This is a genomic window from Brenneria izbisi (genome assembly GCF_025840185.1).
Taxonomy (GTDB): Bacteria; Pseudomonadota; Gammaproteobacteria; order Enterobacterales; family Enterobacteriaceae; genus Brenneria; species Brenneria izbisi.
Genome location: NZ_JAMPJU010000009.1, coordinates 20568 through 37697 on the forward strand (window position 1 = coordinate 20568; position 17130 = coordinate 37697).

A 17130-nucleotide genomic window follows, 5' to 3' on the forward strand; every position below is an offset into this window, starting at 1 on the left:
TTAATCATGACTCAGCTTTATCTGGCATCCGCTTCGCCTCGCCGCAGGGAACTGTTGTCGTTGCTCGATCTCTCTTTTGCCGTGCTGAATACGACAGTGACGGAACAGCGTTTGCCCGATGAAATGGCCGATGCCTACGTTCGCCGGCTGGCGCAGGAAAAAGCTTCCGCTGGGGTATGCGCCGCGCCTGCCGATTTGCCGGTGCTGGGCGCGGATACGATTGTGGTATTGAACGGACAGGTGCTGGAAAAACCGCGGGATGAAACGCACGCGGCGCACATACTGGCGATGCTGTCCGGCCAACCGCATCAGGTCATGACCGCGGTGGCATTGGCCGACAGAGATGACAGCCTGAGCACGCTGGTCAAGACGGATGTGGTGTTCCGCACGCTGTCCCAACAGGATATTGATACTTACATTGCCAGCGGCGAACCGATGGATAAAGCCGGTGCCTATGGTATTCAGGGCAAGGGAGGATGCTTTGTTCGGTCGCTCAACGGGAGCTATCACGCGGTGGTCGGATTACCGCTGGTAGAGACGTATGAGTTGTTCAGTAATTTTACTGCGCTGCGACAGGCAAGAGGAAAACATGACTGCTGAGTTATTGGTAAACGTCACACCTTCAGAGACGCGGGTTGCCTATATCGATGGCGGCATTTTGCAGGAAATTCATATTGAGCGTGAAGCGAAACGCGGCATTGTCGGCAATATCTACAAGGGCCGTGTAAGCCGCGTATTACCGGGCATGCAGGCGGCGTTTGTCGATATTGGTCTGGACAAGGCGGCTTTTTTGCACGCCTCCGATATTATGCCGCACACCGAATGCGTCGCCGGGGACGAGCAGAAAAATTTTCATGTTCGTGATATCGCCGAACTGGTGCGTCAGGGACAGGATCTGATGGTGCAGGTGGTAAAAGATCCTCTTGGCACCAAAGGAGCGCGTCTGACGACGGACATCACATTGCCATCGCGTTATCTGGTCTTCATGCCGGGGGCTTCACACGTCGGCGTGTCGCAGCGTATCGAAAGCGAAGCTGAGCGCGAACGTTTGAAGAGAACGGTCGCGGATTACTGCGATGAACAGGGCGGTTTTATCATCCGTACCGCAGCGGAAGGCATTGGCGAAGAAGAACTTGCTCAGGACGCGGCTTTCCTCAAGCGCTTGTGGGGTAAGGTGATGGAGCGTAAAAAACGCAACCACGCCAAATGCAAGCTCTATGGCGAAGTCGCTCTGGCGCAACGCGTTTTGCGTGATTTTGCGGGCGAGGCGCTGGATCGCATTCGAGTGGATTCCAGGCTGACCTACGATGCGTTGCTGGAGTTCACGGCCGAATATATCCCGGAAATGACGGGCAAGCTGGAGCACTACGCGGGTAAACAACCAATTTTTGATCTGTTCGATGTCGAAAACGAAATCCAACGTTCACTGGATAGAAAAGTCGAACTGAAGTCCGGCGGTTATCTGATTATCGACCAGACAGAGGCGATGACCACCGTCGATATCAATACCGGGGCTTTTGTCGGCCATCGCAATCTTGATGAAACCATTTTCAACACCAATATCGAAGCGACGCAGGCCATTGCAAGGCAATTGCGGCTGCGAAATCTGGGCGGCATCATCATTATCGATTTCATTGATATGAACAATGAAGATCATCGCCGTCGGGTATTACATTCTCTGGAACAGGCGCTGAGTAAAGATCGGGTAAAAACCAGTATTAATGGCTTCTCCCAACTAGGATTAGTGGAGATGACGCGTAAGCGCACCCGTGAGAGTATAGAGCATGTCTTGTGCCATGAATGCCCGACCTGCCACGGACGCGGTACGGTGAAAACCGTGGAAAGCGTTTGTTATGAGATCATGCGTGAGATTGTGCGCGTTCACCACGCGTATGATACCGATCGTTTCCTGGTTTATGCATCGCCCGCTGTCGGAGAAGCGCTGAAAAGCGAAGAGTCGCATGCGCTGGCCGAAGTGGAAATTTTCGTCGGCAAACAGGTCAAAGTACAGATTGAACCCCTGTATAGTCAGGAACAGTTTGATGTCGTCATGATGTAAATTCGTGCCCTCGTCGTTAGCGACGAAAACAAGGAGAAATTCGTGAGGCGACTGCCCGGAATATTATTCGTCACGGGCGCCACTCTTATCGTGATTGTCGCGCTGTTAGTCAGCGGTTTAAGATTGGCGCTGCCACAGATCGATCACTTCCGGCCACAACTGGTGGCATGGGCAGAGTCTGTCTCCGGGGTTAAGCTGGCGATCGGATCGCTGAAAGGGCGTTGGGAAACGTTTGGCCCCACACTGGAAATTGACAATTTTCGTTCCTCGTCGCCGGAAGCCGACTGGCAGGTTGAACGTATCACACTGGCGTTGGATGTGTGGCAATCTCTGCTGCATGCTCGCTGGCAGTTCCGCGATCTCACTTTTTATCAATCCCGCTTTGATCTCAACACCACCCTGACCGGACAGCGTCAGGATGGCGATCTGTTGGAATCGGGAAAATTGAGCGATCTTTTCCTGCGCCAGTTCGATCACTTTGATCTGCGCGATAGTCGTATCTCTTTTCTTACGCCATCCGGCGCACGCGCTGAGTTGAGCATTCCCCAACTGACCTGGCTGAATCAGGATAACCGTCACCGCGCCGAAGGGCTGATCAGCCTGTCGAGCTTCACTGGTCAGCATGGCGTGGTGCAGATGAGGATGGATTTACAAGATGATCAAGGGCTGCTCAATACCGGTACGCTGTATCTACAGGCCGATGATATTGACATGAAACCCTGGCTGGGTCGCTGGCTGAAAAACAATACCGGGCTGGAAAGCGCGGACTTCAGTCTGGCGGCCTGGCTTAATGTGCGTGATGGCGCTATTCATGGTGCAGAGGTGTTCCTGAATCAGGGAACGGCAACCTGGCGGGAAGGGGAAAACGGGCATCGTCTGAATGTTGATGATATGGCGCTGCGCATCAGCCGTCAGGAAAATGGCTGGCAAGTGGATGTTCCCGCGTTGAACCTGGCGACGGATGGCGTGGCCTGGCCGACAGGCCAGTTATCGGCGCTGTGGGTGCCGAAGAGCGAATCCGTGCTGGGGGCGGATCGTCAGGAGGAATTGCGTATTCGGGCCGCCAATCTGCAACTGGAGCGTTTGGGCTCACTGTTGCCGTTGTTGTCCACCACGACGCCTGATGTGAAAGCGCGTTGGGGATCACTGCAACCGAAAGGCAAACTCACGGCGCTGGCATTGGATATTCCTGTGCAACAACCGGAAAAAGCCCGCTTTCAGAGTCGTTGGCAGGATGTCAGTTGGCAACAGTGGGAACGGCTGCCGGGAATGAACCATTTTTCCGGTTCGGTCAGCGGCAGTGTGGAACAAGGACAACTGAATATCGATCTGGCTGAGAGTACGCTGCCTTATGAGGGGATGTTTCGCGCACCGCTGGAAATCAATCAAGCCAGCGGGACGATTTACTGGCGCGACAACCCGCAGGGCTGGGAACTGTGGAGCCACGGGTTGGATGTGCAGGCCAAATCGCTATGGGTCAACGGTGATTTTCGTTATCAGCACCCTGAAAAAGGCGAGCCCAGACTGGATATTCTGGCCGGCCTTCGTCTGACGGATGCGGCTGACGCCTGGCGCTATTACCCTGAGCCTTTTATGGGCAAGGCGCTGGTGGATTACCTGAGCAACGCCCTCAAAAGCGGCAGGGTGGAGAACGGCACATTGATTTTTGCCGGTAATCCGCGGAATTTCCCTTACGCGCATAACGAAGGACAGTTTGAAGTCTGGGTGCCGGTCAAGAATGCGGTATTTGAGTATCAACCGGGCTGGCCTGCCCTGACGCAGTTGGATATCAACCTGGATTTCGCCAATAACGGCCTGTGGATGTTCGCGCCGCAAGCCTGGCTGGGCAAAGTGGAAGGCCGAAACATCAGCGCCGTGATCCCAGATTACAGTAAAGAGAGGCTGCTGGTTAATGGCGAACTAGAGGGGCCGGGTCAGGAAGTCGGCAGCTATTTCCAGCAGACGCCCTTGAAATCATCGGTGGGCGCGGCGCTGGATGCGTTGAACATTACTGGCCCGATAAAAGGCGGCCTAAATCTTGCTATTCCGCTGGATGGCGGCGAAGTGCGCGCCAGCGGCGATATCGCCTTGAATAATAACAGCCTGTACATCAAGCCGCTGGCGACGACGCTAAAAAATCTTACTGGACGTTTTCGTTATGATAATGGCAACCTGCGTAGTGAAACGCTTTCAGCCAACTGGCTGGGGCAGCCGATGCAGGTGAATTTCACCACTGAAGAGCAGGCAAGCGCGTTTCTGGTGAATGTCGGGTTACAGGGCGCGTGGCAACCCGCCCGTTTGCCAGACTTGCCGACGTCGCTTGCCAGTCGGATCGCAGGCGTGGCGGACTGGAAAAGTACGGTTGCCGTCAATTTGCCCTATCAGGGCAAAATAACCTATGGCGTAGATATCGAAGCGGATCTACAGAAAGTAAGTAGTCACTTACCAAGTCCGTTAAATAAATCTGCTGGCGATCCTATGCCGTTGCAGGTCAATGTTAAGGGCGACCTGAATGGGTTTGCGCTGAATAGTCGTATTGGCAAGAACTCTCGGTTTAACAGCCAGTGGTTGCTGAAAGGCGATACCGTCACACTGGCGCGCGGCAGTTGGAAAAGCAACACCGGCACGCTGCCGTCGTTGCCGGAAAGCTCGGCGCTGGTGCTCGATTTGCCCGCGCTGGATGGCGAAAGTTGGCTCGGATTGCTGCCGGCAGCACAGTCCTCATTGGGCGGGAAAGGGGCTGGCGGTAATTTCCGTTTGCCGACGGAAGTGACATTACGTACACCGGTTCTGACATTGTTAGGGCAGCGGTGGCATGATTTAGCGATTACCAGCAAAAATAGTCTGACCGGCAGCGAAGTGCGCGCCACGGGGCGTGAAATTGACGCCACGCTTAACATTCCGCGCAACGGCATATGGCGCAGTGATATCGGTTATCTCTATTACAATCCCCAATGGAAAGGGAATGAAGCGACCAATCCGATTGCATTGGCCGAAAAGAGATCGCCGCTGAACGATCCCAGCATCAGCTTTCAGAATTGGCCCGCGTTGCAGATCGATTGTCGTCAGTGCTGGTTTATCGGACAAAACGTTGGCCGCGTTCAGGGTACGCTACAGCCTGAGCAAGACAAGCTGCTGCTGAGTGACGGTGTTATTGATACCGGAAAGGCGCGGCTAACGGTTAACGGTAGCTGGCAGGATAACGCCCAGGGCGTTCGTACCGCGTTGAAAGGGCGATTAACCGGCGACAGTCTGGTGCAAAACGCCGAGTGGTTCGGCGTCGATACCCCGTTACGCGCCGGATCGTTTGCTGTGGATTACGATCTTTACTGGCGCGGCACGCCGTGGGCGCCGGATATCGCCAGTCTGAGCGGTATTCTGCACACGCGGATAGGCAAAGGGGAAATCGCCGATGCGGGGACGGGCCAGGCCGGGCAATTGTTGCGTCTGGTCAGTTTCGATGCCTTACTGCGTAAGCTTCGCTTCGATTTCAGCGATACATTCGGCAGTGGTTTTTATTTCGATGGTATCCGCAGCACGGCATGGATCAAAGAGGGCGTGCTGCATACTGACGATATGTTGGTTGACGGCCTGGAAGCGGATATCGCCATGAAAGGCAGTGTCGATTTGGTGCAACGTCAGGTCAATATCGAGGCGGTGGTGGCGCCGGAAATTTCGGCCACGGTGGGCGTCGCCACGGCATTTGCCGTTAACCCGGTGGTGGGGGCGGCGGTTTTTGCCGCCAGTAAGGTGCTGGCGCCGCTATGGAACAAGATTTCGCTGATTCGTTACCAGATTTCCGGTAGCATCGATCAGCCGAAGATTCAGGAAGTACTGCGTGAGCCGAGTCACAAGCAGGGCGAATAGCGACATATGGGCAGCGCAGTTCGTTCACCCGATTTCATCTAATAAAGAGTGAAAAAATATGAGTCTGTCGTTTGTCAGTGAGCAATTACTCACCGCTAACAAATTGAATCTTAATGACCTGTCTTCCGTATTGGGCGTGTTGAATGAACGTCGTCTGGATTATGCCGACCTTTATTTTCAGTCCAGTTACCATGAGTCATGGGTATTGGAAGACCGCATCATCAAGGAAGGCTCCTATCATATCGATCAGGGCGTAGGGATCCGCGCGATTGATGGCGAAAAAACAGGGTTTGCCTATGCTGACCAGATTACGCTGAATGCGTTGCATCAAAGCGCTCAAGCGGCACGCAGTATTGTGCGTGAGTCAGGCAACGGCAAGTTGCATACGTTGGGCGAAGTGTCGCATCCCGCGCTTTACCCTCAGCTTAACCCGCTTGATAGTCTGACCCGCGAAGAGAAAATCGCGTTGTTGCAGCGAGCGGATGCGGTGGCGCGTGCCGCCGACGCCAGAGTACAGGAAGTGACGGCCAGTCTGACGGGGGTGTACGAACTGGTGCTGGTGGCGGCGACTGACGGTACGCTGGCAGCGGATGTCCGCCCGCTGGTGCGTCTGTCGGTAAGCGTGCTGGTGGAAGCGGACGGCAAGCGTGAGCGCGGCGGCAGCGGCGGGGGTTCGCGCAGCGGTTATCACTATTTCTGGGAAGCGGTTGACGGTGAGCCTCGCGTGGAAGCCTGGGCGAAAGAAGCGGTACGCATGGCGCTGATTAATCTGTCGGCGATTGCCGCGCCCGCCGGATCGATGCCAGTGGTGTTGGGCGCGGGCTGGCCGGGGGTATTGCTGCATGAAGCGGTGGGACATGGTCTGGAAGGCGATTTTAACCGCCGTGGAACCTCGGTATTCAGCGGGCAGATGGGGAAACTGGTGGCGTCCGAACTGTGTACGGTGGTGGATGACGGCACGCTGCAAGGGCGTCGCGGTTCATTGGCGATGGATGACGAAGGCGTGCCGGGTCAGTATAACGTGCTGATTGAGAACGGCATCCTCAAAGGTTACATGCAGGATAAACTGAACGCCCGTCTGATGGGCGTCGCCCCGACAGGCAACGGTCGCCGGGAATCGTATGCGCATCTGCCGATGCCGCGGATGACCAATACCTATATGCTGGCGGGCCAATCAACGCAGGAAGAGATTATCGCCAGCGTGGAATACGGTTTATACGCGCCGAACTTTGGCGGCGGTCAGGTGGATATCACGTCCGGCAAGTTTGTGTTCTCCACCTCGGAAGCGTATCTGATAGAAAATGGCCGCGTGACCACGCCAGTGAAAGGCGCCACGCTGATTGGTTCCGGTATTGAAGCCATGCAGCAGATCTCTATGGTGGGCAACGATCTGGCGCTGGACAAAGGCGTTGGCGTGTGCGGTAAGGAAGGGCAAAGCCTGCCGGTCGGCGTAGGTCAGCCGACGCTGAAACTTGAAAGCCTGACGGTAGGGGGAACGGCGTAATCCGGCGTATCCCGTTGTCGTGATAAAAACCGTGTGCGAACGCGGTTTTTATCACGGGCAATTCCTACTGGCGGTTTTTATGGCGACTTTTCGGCGCTTTTTTTATCATCGAGGTGGATTGCTGAGGAATGACTGACCACTTGCGAATTTATTTTTTTTCTTCCTCATTATTCTGGCGATACCCCTGATACGTCTGGGCGACTTTCTTGAAATACTCAATCATGTAATTGATACAGACCTGTACTTTCAGCGGCAGATTGTCTTTGCGGGTATATAACGCATAGATCGGACGCGGATCGGAGTGGTAATGATTAAACAGAATTTCCATTTCGCCACGCTGAATCTCTTCGATTATCCACATCAGGGGAACATAGGCGATCCCGGCGCCCGCCTTTAACCACTTGACCAGCGTCTGTGGATCGTTAGTAACAAAGCGGCCCTGAGGAGAAAGCCGGGTGGAAATCCCTTCGGGGGCAATCAGTTCGAATTCGCTATCCGGCCGCACGCTATATTCCAGCCAGGAAAAGTTCACGACATCAGCGGGTTTTTCCGGGGCGCCATGTTGCGCCAGATAGCTTTTGGCGGCGCAGACCACCATCGGCATCGAACCCAGCCGTTTGGAAAACAAACTTGAATCTTGTAACGCGCCAACCCGAATGACGATATCCAGCCCATCGGCAATCAAATCAGGCGCGGGGATACCGGTGACCAGATTAACGGCAAGCCCCGGATATTCCCTGAGTAAGTCGGCGGTCATGGCGGAGAGAACATTCTGCGCCATGGTGGACGAGCTACCGATGCGTAATGTGCCGATCGGGGTACTGTTAAAGGCATAAAGTTGTTCATGCACCTCATGCGCTTCATGCAGCATGCGGCGGCAACCGTGGTAATAGATTTTTCCTGCTTCGGTCAGGCCAATATTGCGCGTACTGCGATTAAGTAGCTTGATCTGCAATTGGTTTTCAAGCTTGGTAACGGTCTGGCTGACGGCGGAAACGCTCATCTGGAGTTGGCGCGCGGCGGCGGTAAAAGAGCCGCATTGCACGACTCTGGCGAACACCGACATACTTTTTAATCGTTCCATTGTTTACTCTGGCTTAAAAGTGATTTAGATCACACTATGTAGATAAGATGATAATAAACATCCATAATATGGCCTGTCTGATGATATCGGACAGGACATATCCAACCTTCGGTCTATCATTGTTGTTACCGTAGCGTAAAAAAAGCTGATTTAACATCGCTTATAGAATCAGCGGCCTGCGCCTGCAATCATATATATCAGTTTCGCCATGTTGACCTGCTGGCTATGAAGCCAGGGACAAAGGCTTATGGTTGGCTATGCGTTAATTACGGTAACGTACCAGTATGTCTTGTTAACTCTGATGAAAAATAAGGAAAAGAGGGTGAGTTCACTCCCGGTTATGGTGCTGTTCGGCTTATCGTTCCCGCCGGTCTTCTTTGTGTTGCTGGTATCACTGGCGCTATTTTTCGTCGTGAACAGGTTGCTGAAACCGACAGGCATCTATGATTTTGTCTGGCACCCGGCCTTGTTTAATACGGCATTATTCTGCTGCCTGTTCTATCTGCTGTTCCGTTATGGTCTTTGAGGTCGCTTGTGAAATCTCTCTTTATCACTACGCTCACGAAAAAATTGGGTCGTGTGGCCATCACGTTGGTCTTGGTGTTACTCGCTATTGTGGCGGTATTTCGTATCTGGGCGTTTTATACCGAATCGCCCTGGACGCGTGACGCGAAGTTTACCGCGGATGTCGTGGCAATTTCTCCCGATGTTAGCGGGTTGCTTACTGATGTGCGGGTGACCGACAACCAACTGGTGCAGCAGGGCGATGTGCTGTTTATTGTGGATCAACCCCGGTATCGTGCGGCGCTGGCGCAGGCAGAAGCCGATGTAGCCTACTATCAGACGTTGGTGGTGGAGAAAAAGCGGGAGGCGGGGCGTCGGGTGCGTTTAGGTATTCAGGCGATGTCGCAGGAGAATATTGATCAATCCGGGAGTGCGCTGGAAACGGCGAGACACCAGCTTGCTAAAGCACAGGCTGCTATGGATCTGGCGAAATTGGATCTGGAGCGCACCGTGGTGCGCGCGCCGGCGGATGGTTGGGTCACCAACCTGAATGTGCAGAGCGGAGAGTTTATTACCCGTGGCTCAACCGCGGTGGCGCTGGTGAAAAAAGATTCGTTCTACCTGTTGGCTTATATGGAAGAGACGAAACTGGAAGGCGTACGCCGTGGGTATCGCGCCGAAATCACCCCGCTGGGCAGCGAGCGTATTTTCTACGGCACAGTAGACAGTGTGGCCGCCGGGGTAAACAACAGCAGTAGCAGCGTTGATAGTAAAGGTCTGGCGGCGGTTGACTCCAATCTGGAATGGGTGCGTTTAGCGCAACGCGTGCCGGTGAAGATCAAACTGGATCATCAGATGGGCGATCTTTATCCTGCGGGGACGACGGCCACCGTCGTCATTACCGGAGAGAAAGTTGACAATGATAAACAGCCGTCGCCACTGATCCGCTTATTATATCGCCTGCGTGAGTTCGGCTAATAGCATGAAAAGCCCGATATTTATTCGCTTCCGCTTTGCGTTTAAGCTGAGCTTCGCTATTGTCCTGTCTCTGTTTCTGGGGTTCCATTTACAGTTGGAAACGCCGCGCTGGTCGGTGTTGACGGCGGCGATTGTTTCAGCCGGGCCAGCCTTCGTCGCGGGCGGCGAACCTTTTTCCGGCGCTATCCGTCATCGTGGCATGTTGCGTATTGTCGGCACGTTTATTGGTTGTATCGCTGCATTAATCCTCATTATTGCAACGGTTCGGGCGCCGGTTCTTATGTTGATGCTTTGTTGCGTCTGGGCGGGCGTCTGTACCTGGATCTCTTCACTGGTCAAAGTTGAAAACGCCTATTTGTTCGGGCTGGCAGGCTACACGACGCTTATCATCATCGTTTCCACACAGGGGACGCCATTGCTGACGCCACAGTTTGTGGTCGAACGTTGTAGTGAGATCGTGTTGGGAATTATGTGCGCGATCCTGGCTGATCTGCTGTTTTCCCCACGTTCAATCAAACAAGATATTGATCGCAGTATCGAAGCGCTGCTGGTGGATCAGTACCGGTTACTGCAATTGTGTGTCAATCAGGCGGAAAAAGAGGCGATTGATGCCGCCTGGCATGCGCTGGTGCGTAAAACGACCGCGCTGGACGGCATGCGCAATCATTTAATGATGGAGTCATCGCGCTGGCAGAACAGCAATCATCGTTTGAAATCGATGCATACCCAATCGCTGGCGTTGATTACGCAGGCTTGCGAAACGTATCTGGTTTTACAGGACCACCCGTCCTGGAGTAAAAGCAGCCTGCAATGGATCATCGAACAGCCGGTTGAATCGATGCAGGACGTTCACCGCCGCCTGAAATCACTGCGGTACCTGATTGCGGGTAGCCATCGTCAGGCGATTCCATCCACGGTAAGTAGCTGGGTCGGGATCGCCACCCGCTACCAGTTATTGGCTAAAGGCGTGCAGACCAATGGTCGCATCAGTAAAGTGGAAGCGGATGTGCTGCACAGCGATGTGGAGATTAAGGCGCCATCGGCCGAAACCCATCACGCCATGATCAACGGATTGCGCACGGGCGTGGCGACGGCGCTGGGCTGCCTGTTCTGGCTCAGCACCGGCTGGACGTCAGGTAGCGTTTGCATGGTCATGCTTGCCGTGGTGACATCGCTGGCGATGCGCTTGCCAAATCCCAAAATGGCGGCGGTGGATTTCCTTTACGGCACCATCGTGGCACTGCCGTTGGGGGCGCTGATGTTTATGTTTATCATGCCTTCGACGCAGCAAAGTATGTTGCTGCTTTGCCTCAGCCTGGGGGCGATAGCGTTCGTCATTGGTATCGAGGTGCAAAAGCGGCGTCTCGGATCGCTGGGTACGTTAGCGAGCACGATTAATATTCTGGTGCTGGATAACCCGATGACGTTTCATATCAATCAATTCCTGGATAATGCCATCGGGCAGATCATCGGCTGTTTTCTGGCGCTGATGGTGATTCTGCTGATTCGCGACAATGCCAAAATCCATACCGGTCGCACATTGTTGAATCGCTTTGTTTACAGCGCGGTATCGGCATTGACCACCAATCAGGCGCGGCGTAAAGAGAACCATCTGCCCGCACTTTATCAGCAATTGTTTTTGTTGCTGAACATGTTCCCCGGCGATATCGCCAAATATCGTCTGGCCTTGTCGTTGATTATCGCGCATCAGCGTTTGCGTTCACTGGCGATCCCACAAGATGACGCGCTATCCGCCTTTCACCGTCAAATTCGCGCCACGGCGGAGCGCGTGGTAGGCGCGCGACGTGGCCCCACGCGCAGCCAGACGTTTGCACAACTACTGGATGAACTTGACGAGTATCAGCACAAGTTGGCGCAGCGGCAATTGCCGCCGGATATCACGGCGCCCGTCGGACGTTTCGTCACCATGCTGCGCAAATATCAGCATGCGTTGAGTGATTAACAGCTTCAATGCTGTCATTGGACAGCGTGTTCCGCGCATCACTTCTATACTTATCATTCACGATTTTTCCTCATGATGTAATGAGACTCGACAGTTATCAGGAGGTAACACGATGTCACAACAACATTTGCAGGATAACACGCTGTTTAAAACCGGTTACTTTGTCGCGGGACAATGGCGGCAGGCGACGGCGACATTCGATATCTTGAATCCGGCGACCGGTGAACGGATCGCCGCGATGTCCAAAGCGGGTAAAGCGGAAACACAGGCCGCCATTGATGCGGCATATCAGGCTTTTCCAGCATGGAAACGTAAGACCGCGAAAGAACGTTCTGAAATTCTTTATCGCTGGTACGAACTGATGCTGGAAAATAAACGCTATTTGGCGGAACTGATGACCGCTGAGCAAGGTAAACCAGTCAAAGAGGCGGAAGGTGAAGTGATCTATGCCGCAAACTTTATCCAATGGTTTGCTGAGCAGGCAAAACGAGTCAACGGCGAGATTATTCCGCCAGCCAAACCAGGATCGCGTATTTATGCCACGCGTGAGCCGGTTGGCGTGGTGGTTGCCATCACGCCGTGGAATTTTCCGCTGGCGATGCTGGCGCGTAAGCTCTGCCCTGCGCTGGCGGCGGGGTGTACCGGGGTTATCAAGCCTGCCAATAATACGCCATTATCTGCTTTTGCGCTGCTGGCTTTGGCAGAGCAGGCGGGGGTGCCTGCCGGGGTACTCAATGGCGTCGCGGGGGATACCCAGGCGATCAGCGATACCGTTATGACCAGCGCCAAAGTGCGCAAGATTTCCTTCACCGGTTCCACGGCGGTAGGGAAAACGCTGATGCGTAATGCCGCAGACACCATGAAACGTATTTCTATGGAACTGGGCGGCAACGCGCCTTATATCGTGTTTGACGATGCGGATATTAATGAAGCCGTCAAAGGGGCTATCGCCAATCGTTTCCGCAATGCCGGACAGGTGTGCGTCAGCGCCAACCGGTTTTATATCCAGGACGGCGTGTACGATGAGTTTGTTTCCTTGCTGGCGGCAGAGGTGAAAAACCTAAAAGTGGGCAACGGCATGGACGATGGCGTGGCGCTTGGCCCATTGATTAATGACGCGGCAGTGGAAAAAGTGGAAAAACACGTTAAGGATGCGATATCGCAGGGCGGGCGGGCCATCGTGGGTGGGAAACGCCATTCGCTGGGCGGCTGTTTCTTTGAACCGACGGTGATTGCCGATGCCAGTGAAACGATGTTGCTGGCTCAGGAAGAAACATTCGGTCCGGTTGCGCCATGTTTCCGGTTTAAAACGGAAGAAGAGGTGATCCAGCGTGCCAACGATACGCCGTTTGGTCTGGCGGCTTACTTTTACAGCCAGAATTTACAACGCGTATTTCGGGTGGCGGACGCGCTGGAAAGCGGCATGATCGGTATCAATGAGTGCGCCGTGTCCACTGAACTGGCGCCGTTTGGCGGCGTGAAAGAGTCAGGGTTGGGGCGTGAAGGATCGGTGCTGGGGCTGGATGAGTTTCTGGAAGTAAAAACCTGGCATCTGAGCGGGCTATAAGCTTGCCGTCCCGGTGTGACAAAAATGTCTGAGGCGACCACGGTGCGAGGCTTCCCGGAGGAGCCTCATTAATCACCGTGGTTCCTGTTGCGAACGACATTCGCCAATGGGGTGGCGCAGGCTTTCATGCCTCGGTTTCTGACAATTCACGCAGATACTGAAAAATCTGTCGGGTGGATTTCGGCGGTTTATTTGCCGCCTGCTCTTTTTGCGCATTGCGCACCAGCGAACGTAGCTGCTGGCGGTCGGCATGCGGGTAAAGCGCCAGAATATCAGGAATGGCGTCATCCCCTTCGGTCACCAGACGGTCGCGCAGCAGTTCAAGCTTGTGAAACAGCACCACCTGCTGATTATGACGGTTTTTCAGTTTATCCAACGCGGCCTGGATGGGGTCTGGATCGCGGGCGCGCAGCAGTTTACCAATCAGTTGCAACTGGCGGCGACGGCCCTCTTTCTTGATACGCTGCGCCAATTCGATGGCGGCGCGCAGGTCGTCATCCAACGGAATTTTCTCCAACGCGTTTTTACCCAGTTCAACCAGTTCCGCACCGAGCGCTTTCAGTGCTTCAGCGTCACGTTTTATCTCGCTTTTACTCACCCAGATAATTTCATCGTCGTCTTCATTATTGTCCGGGACTTCATCAAGCCAGTCTTCGGTTTTTTTGCTCATGGTTGGTTCCTAAAAAATTTCAGGACAAATTTTTAACGCCGCTTGCCGCAGCCCTGAAGGTAACAGGCAGGTCGCCCGCCATAAAAAAGAGGCTGATACTAACAGGTTTGGGCTTTGTGCGAAATTGTCCGCGGATCCTGTTAGACTCAGAGGCATTATGCTACACCTTTTTAGATGGCGGGATGACGAGGAATGTGTGGAAATATTCCTTATGTTTATGCTGAGCGTAATACGATTGCGCATCGGCATAAACGTGTCGCGTCGTCCGTCGGAGCGGTTTTCTCATTCATTATGGCAGAACAATGACAATCATCACTCAGGTTGCACAACAGCGCACGGCGCTGGAACAAGCGGTTGCACAGGCGCTGGAACTGGCGCGAGCGGGTTCGGATGCGGCGGAAGTTTCCGTATCGAAAACCACCGGTATTGGCGTGAGCACCCGTTATGGTGAAGTTGAAAACGTCGAATTCAACAGCGACGGGGCGCTGGGGATTACGGTGTATTTCCAGCAGCGTAAAGGCAGCGCCTCATCCACTGATCTCAGCCCGGATGCCATCGCGCGAACTGTGCAGGCGGCGCTGGATATTGCCCGTTACACCTCCGTCGATCCCTTTGCGGGGCCGGCGGATAAAGAACTGCTGGCTTTTGATGCCCCGGATCTGGACTTGTTTCACCCGACGGAACTGGATGCGGATCGTGGCATCGAGTTAGCCGCACGTGCTGAACAGGCCGCGCTGAAGGCGGATAAGCGGATCACCAATACTGAAGGCGGCAGCTTCAACAGCCATTATGCTATCAAAGTGTTTGGCAATAGCCACGGCATGCTGCAAAGCTATTGTTCCAGCCGTCATTCCATGTCCAGTTGTGTGATTGCCGAAGTGAATGGCGACATGGAGCGGGATTACGCCTACACCATTGGCCGTTCGCTGGAGGATTTGAAGACGCCTGAGTGGGTGGGTGAAGAGTGTGCGCGGCGTACATTATCCCGTTTATCGCCGCGTAAGTTGCCAACCATGCAGGCGCCAGTTCTGTTTTCCGCTGAGGTGGCGACAGGTCTGTTCGGCCATCTGGTCGGCGCCATCAGCGGCGGCAGCGTATATCGCAAATCGACTTTCCTGCTGGACAAACTGGGCCAGCAAATCCTGCCTGAATGGTTGACGATTGAAGAACAGCCGCATTTACGCAAGGGGCTGGCGTCCACGCCGTTCGACAGTGAAGGGGTTCGCACCCAGCGGCGTGAGATTGTGAAGGACGGCGTGTTGCAGACCTGGCTGCTGACCAGTTACGCCGCACGTAAACTGGGCATGAAGAGCACCGGGCATGCCGGGGGAATTCATAACTGGCGTATCGCCGGTCAAGGGCTGGACTTCGCAGGCTTGCTCAGACAAATGGGCAAAGGACTGCTGGTGACGGAATTAATGGGCCAGGGCGTCAGCGGCGTAACCGGGGATTATTCCCGTGGCGCGTCCGGTTTCTGGGTGGAAAACGGTGAAATTCAGTATCCGGTCAGTGAGATTACCATCGCAGGCAATCTGAAAGACATGTTGCGCAATATCGTGACGGTGGGCGACGACATTGAAACGCGCAGTAATATTCAGTGCGGATCATTGCTATTGCCGGAAATGAAGATTGCGGGACAGTAAAGCTGTACGGAAGAAGGCGGTCATCGGTTTTATGTGATCGCCGCCGCCCAAAGAAGACAGCGGTTACTCTTCATCAAACCCGGCTTCAAACAGCGTAATCACGGCGGCCAGCGCCTGTGCTTCGTCCGGGCCAGTCGCTTCGACTTCAACCAGCCGACCTTTGGCTGAGTCCAGCATCAGCATGGCAATCACGCTGCTGGCCTCGGCTTCCGTACCGCTGTCATTGCGCAATATCACTTCCGCGTCGAAACTTTGCACCAGTTCAAACAGTTTCATGGCGGGGCGGGCGTGCATGCCCAGCTTGTTTTTGATTTCAACGGTTTGTTTGACTGTCATTATTTCGTCTGACGCTAATTTGCCTGACCATCACGATTTACGCTTTTCCAGAGTACGGTGGCGGGACTGGACATTTTTGCCGCGGGAGCGGAAGTAGTCCGCCAACTGTTCGGCGATATAAACCGAGCGGTGCTTGCCGCCGGTACAGCCAATCGCCACGGTCAGGTAACTGCGGTTATTGGTTTCCAGCATGGGAAGCCACAGTTCCAGATAGCTGCGCGTCTGGTAGATAAAATTGTGGACTTCAGTATGACGATCGAGGAAGGCGGCGACCGGCTTGTCCAAGCCGGTCATCGGACGGAGTTTGGGGTCCCAGTGCGGGTTGGGCAGGAAACGCACATCAAACACGTAGTCGGCGTCAATGGGAATGCCATGCTTATAGCCGAAAGATTCAAACACCATCGTCAACTCGCGTTCTCGTTTACCCAGCAGGCGGGTACGCAGCATTTCAGCCAGTTCATGCACCGACATTTCCGAGGTATCGATGATCAGATCGGCGCGCGACCGCAGGGGTTCCAGGAGATCGTTTTCTTCATCAATGGCGCTTTCCAGCGACAGATTCTTACTGGATAAAGGGTGCAGACGGCGGGTATCGCTGTAACGACGGATCAGTGTATTGCGATCGGCGTCCAGAAATAACAACTGTGGTGAGAAGCTCTGCGGGAGTTGCGCCATTGCTTGTTCAAAGACTTCCGGCGATTCCGGCATGTTGCGCACATCAATGCTGACCGCGGCGGAGATATTGCGCGTCGCAAGCGTATCGGCCAGTTCCGGCAACAACACCACCGGCAGGTTATCCACGCAGTAGAACCCCATGTCTTCCAACGCACGCAGAGCGACGGATTTACCTGACCCTGAACGACCACTAACAATCATCAGCACCATCTGATAACTCCCCCCTGGCAACGTGATGGCGAACTCTCGCCGCGATGGTTTTTATCGTGAACGGCTAGAA

General features: G+C 54.3%; 13 protein-coding genes. 9 read left to right on the plus strand and 4 right to left on the minus strand.

The window, feature by feature from the left end; genetic code table 11:
* Positions 1 to 6 precede the first annotated feature (6 nt).
* The 4 genes from NC856_RS12295 to tldD are packed head-to-tail and all read left to right on the plus strand — an operon-like array spanning position 7 to position 7430.
* The gene (locus tag NC856_RS12295) at positions 7 to 600 is read left to right on the plus strand and encodes a Maf family protein (RefSeq protein WP_264090723.1); all 594 of its coding nucleotides are present in this window, start codon (positions 7 to 9) and stop codon (positions 598 to 600) included.
* A complete protein-coding gene (gene rng / locus NC856_RS12300) occupies positions 590 to 2059 on the plus strand; it encodes a ribonuclease G (protein WP_264090724.1) in 1470 nt (489 codons plus the stop codon). The genes NC856_RS12295 and rng overlap by 11 nt, the downstream gene beginning before the upstream one ends.
* 42 nt (positions 2060 to 2101) lie before the next feature.
* Positions 2102 to 5926: an AsmA2 domain-containing protein YhdP gene (gene yhdP, locus NC856_RS12305; protein ID WP_264090725.1), complete on the plus strand. Its 3825-nt coding sequence runs from the start codon at positions 2102 to 2104 to the stop codon at positions 5924 to 5926.
* A 58-nt stretch (positions 5927 to 5984) separates the two neighbouring features.
* Positions 5985 to 7430: a metalloprotease TldD gene (gene tldD / locus NC856_RS12310; RefSeq protein WP_264090726.1), complete on the plus strand. Its 1446-nt coding sequence runs from the start codon at positions 5985 to 5987 to the stop codon at positions 7428 to 7430.
* Positions 7431 to 7578: 148 nt separating this feature from the next.
* Here tldD and aaeR read toward each other — a convergent pair whose 3' ends face one another.
* Positions 7579 to 8514, minus strand: coding sequence for an HTH-type transcriptional activator AaeR (aaeR, locus tag NC856_RS12315; RefSeq protein ID WP_264090727.1), 936 nt, complete (start codon positions 8512 to 8514; stop codon positions 7579 to 7581).
* 322 nt (positions 8515 to 8836) lie between these two features.
* On the opposite strand from aaeR, the gene aaeX reads away from it, so the two are divergent.
* The 4 genes from aaeX to NC856_RS12335 all read left to right on the plus strand — a co-directional run bounded on the left by aaeX (position 8837) and on the right by NC856_RS12335 (position 13526).
* A complete protein-coding gene (gene aaeX / locus NC856_RS12320; RefSeq protein WP_264090728.1) occupies positions 8837 to 9040 on the plus strand; it encodes a p-hydroxybenzoic acid efflux pump operon protein AaeX in 204 nt (67 codons plus the stop codon).
* Positions 9041 to 9048: 8 nt separating this feature from the next.
* Entirely contained in the window at positions 9049 to 9996 is a 948-nt protein-coding gene (gene aaeA, locus NC856_RS12325; protein ID WP_264090729.1) for a p-hydroxybenzoic acid efflux pump subunit AaeA, read from the plus strand.
* 4 nt (positions 9997 to 10000) lie between these two features.
* Positions 10001 to 11959, plus strand: coding sequence for a p-hydroxybenzoic acid efflux pump subunit AaeB (gene aaeB, locus NC856_RS12330; RefSeq protein ID WP_264090730.1), 1959 nt, complete (start codon positions 10001 to 10003; stop codon positions 11957 to 11959).
* A gap of 112 nt (positions 11960 to 12071) precedes the next feature.
* Complete coding sequence (locus NC856_RS12335; protein WP_264090731.1) at positions 12072 to 13526, plus strand: NAD-dependent succinate-semialdehyde dehydrogenase; 1455 nt, start codon at positions 12072 to 12074, stop codon at positions 13524 to 13526.
* Positions 13527 to 13650: 124 nt separating this feature from the next.
* Here NC856_RS12335 and yjgA read toward each other — a convergent pair whose 3' ends face one another.
* A complete protein-coding gene (gene yjgA / locus NC856_RS12340; RefSeq protein WP_264090732.1) occupies positions 13651 to 14196 on the minus strand; it encodes a ribosome biogenesis factor YjgA in 546 nt (181 codons plus the stop codon).
* Between the two features lie 302 nt (positions 14197 to 14498).
* On the opposite strand from yjgA, the gene pmbA reads away from it, so the two are divergent.
* Complete coding sequence (gene pmbA, locus NC856_RS12345) at positions 14499 to 15839, plus strand: metalloprotease PmbA (RefSeq protein ID WP_264090733.1); 1341 nt, start codon at positions 14499 to 14501, stop codon at positions 15837 to 15839.
* Positions 15840 to 15902: 63 nt separating this feature from the next.
* On the opposite strand, the gene npr is transcribed toward pmbA, so the two are convergent.
* Both npr and rapZ read right to left on the minus strand, forming a co-directional pair.
* The gene (npr, locus tag NC856_RS12350; protein ID WP_113865378.1) at positions 15903 to 16175 is read right to left on the minus strand and encodes a PTS phosphocarrier protein NPr; all 273 of its coding nucleotides are present in this window, start codon (positions 16173 to 16175) and stop codon (positions 15903 to 15905) included.
* A gap of 30 nt (positions 16176 to 16205) precedes the next feature.
* A complete protein-coding gene (gene rapZ / locus NC856_RS12355) occupies positions 16206 to 17060 on the minus strand; it encodes an RNase adapter RapZ (RefSeq protein ID WP_264090734.1) in 855 nt (284 codons plus the stop codon).
* Positions 17061 to 17130: the final 70 nt, after the last annotated feature.

What these genes read in the sequence shown, in the direction of transcription:
- NC856_RS12335 (WP_264090731.1), top strand. Translation starts at nt 12,072, where the DNA reads ATGTCACAACAACATTTGCAGGATAACACGCTGTTTAAAACCGGTTAC.
- pmbA (WP_264090733.1), top strand. Translation starts at nt 14,499, where the DNA reads ATGACAATCATCACTCAGGTTGCACAACAGCGCACGGCGCTGGAACAA.
- aaeB (WP_264090730.1), top strand. Translation starts at nt 10,001, where the DNA reads ATGAAAAGCCCGATATTTATTCGCTTCCGCTTTGCGTTTAAGCTGAGC.
- yjgA (WP_264090732.1), bottom strand. Translation starts at nt 14,196, where the DNA reads ATGAGCAAAAAAACCGAAGACTGGCTTGATGAAGTCCCGGACAATAAT.
- rapZ (WP_264090734.1), bottom strand. Translation starts at nt 17,060, where the DNA reads ATGGTGCTGATGATTGTTAGTGGTCGTTCAGGGTCAGGTAAATCCGTC.
- aaeR (WP_264090727.1), bottom strand. Translation starts at nt 8,514, where the DNA reads ATGGAACGATTAAAAAGTATGTCGGTGTTCGCCAGAGTCGTGCAATGC.
- tldD (WP_264090726.1), top strand. Translation starts at nt 5,985, where the DNA reads ATGAGTCTGTCGTTTGTCAGTGAGCAATTACTCACCGCTAACAAATTG.
- NC856_RS12295 (WP_264090723.1), top strand. Translation starts at nt 7, where the DNA reads ATGACTCAGCTTTATCTGGCATCCGCTTCGCCTCGCCGCAGGGAACTG.
- npr (WP_113865378.1), bottom strand. Translation starts at nt 16,175, where the DNA reads ATGACAGTCAAACAAACCGTTGAAATCAAAAACAAGCTGGGCATGCAC.
- rng (WP_264090724.1), top strand. Translation starts at nt 590, where the DNA reads ATGACTGCTGAGTTATTGGTAAACGTCACACCTTCAGAGACGCGGGTT.